The sequence below is a fragment of the Peribacillus sp. P4_C12 genome (assembly GCF_056402095.1).
Map to the genome: position 1 here is coordinate 1 of NZ_JBFUIB010000967.1, position 923 is coordinate 923.

The window sequence follows — 923 nt, forward strand, 5'->3', positions numbered from 1 at the left end:
GTTTATAGTATAGTAAGGTTTCTTCATCTGGGCTTAAGCCATATAAATACGTTGCTGCATCCTTTCCTTCTAGAACCTTTGTTTCACGCCCTGATTCTAACTCTAAACAATAGGCATTCAAATAGGACGGATTTCCTTTCGATGAAGTGTAATAAAGTTTATTGCTGTCTTCCGATAACATCGGCATAAAATTACGAGTATCTTCATATAAAAGACCTTGGCAGCTTTGATCCACAAATGTGAGCGGATAAGGGAAGGTGTTTGGCAGATTCATCCCCCATAAATTATACTTACCACTCAAATTCGTACTAAAAACCAGCTGCTTTTCATCTGGACTAAGTGCAAAATCACCAATAGAAAAAGTTCGCAAAAACTGCTCAACATCAGGCTTAGGAAATGAAATCATCGTTTGCAACTCCTTATATTTTTAATATAATGAAAAATCTGTAATTATTATACCATATTTTACCTTATATTTAAAAATAAAACTACTACTCTTGCGATCATTGCCCCGACCTAAAGTACCATTCAATTTAACAGGATCAAATGGTAATTATATAATCACCATTACAAGATAAAATACTTCTCAACAAATCACTATAATTGAATTAGTTAATATATATAGATTTCATAGTACTCTTTGTACACATCCCAATAACGAATCAATTACAAGACAAAAAAGCGACACTTGTTATCATTGGGTATTAAGCCAGATCCAGATGGAAAGGGACGGCATTCAGAAAAAGTAAAAAGAGAGCCACTCCGCAATGTGAAGTGAACCCAAAAAGTTAGACACTTTATTTAATTAGGCAGCCTTGAGGGCATGAATCCGGTAATCTACCGGGCTCATGCCTTTTAATTTTACCTTGATTCGTTGATGATTGTAGTAATGGATATATTCCTCTAATTCTTGTTTGAAATGC

Annotated in this window: 2 protein-coding genes; both read right to left on the reverse strand. The window is 34.5% G+C overall.

All coding sequences use genetic code 11. The features are described from left to right. A partial coding sequence (locus AC1DUW_RS30610; protein WP_477644419.1) for a TolB family protein occupies window positions 1–406 on the reverse strand: 406 nt, incomplete at its 3' end. A gap of 399 nt (window positions 407–805) precedes the next feature. Next, the coding region (locus tag AC1DUW_RS30615) for an IS3 family transposase (RefSeq protein ID WP_477644420.1) at window positions 806–923 on the reverse strand (118 nt) is incomplete at its 5' end.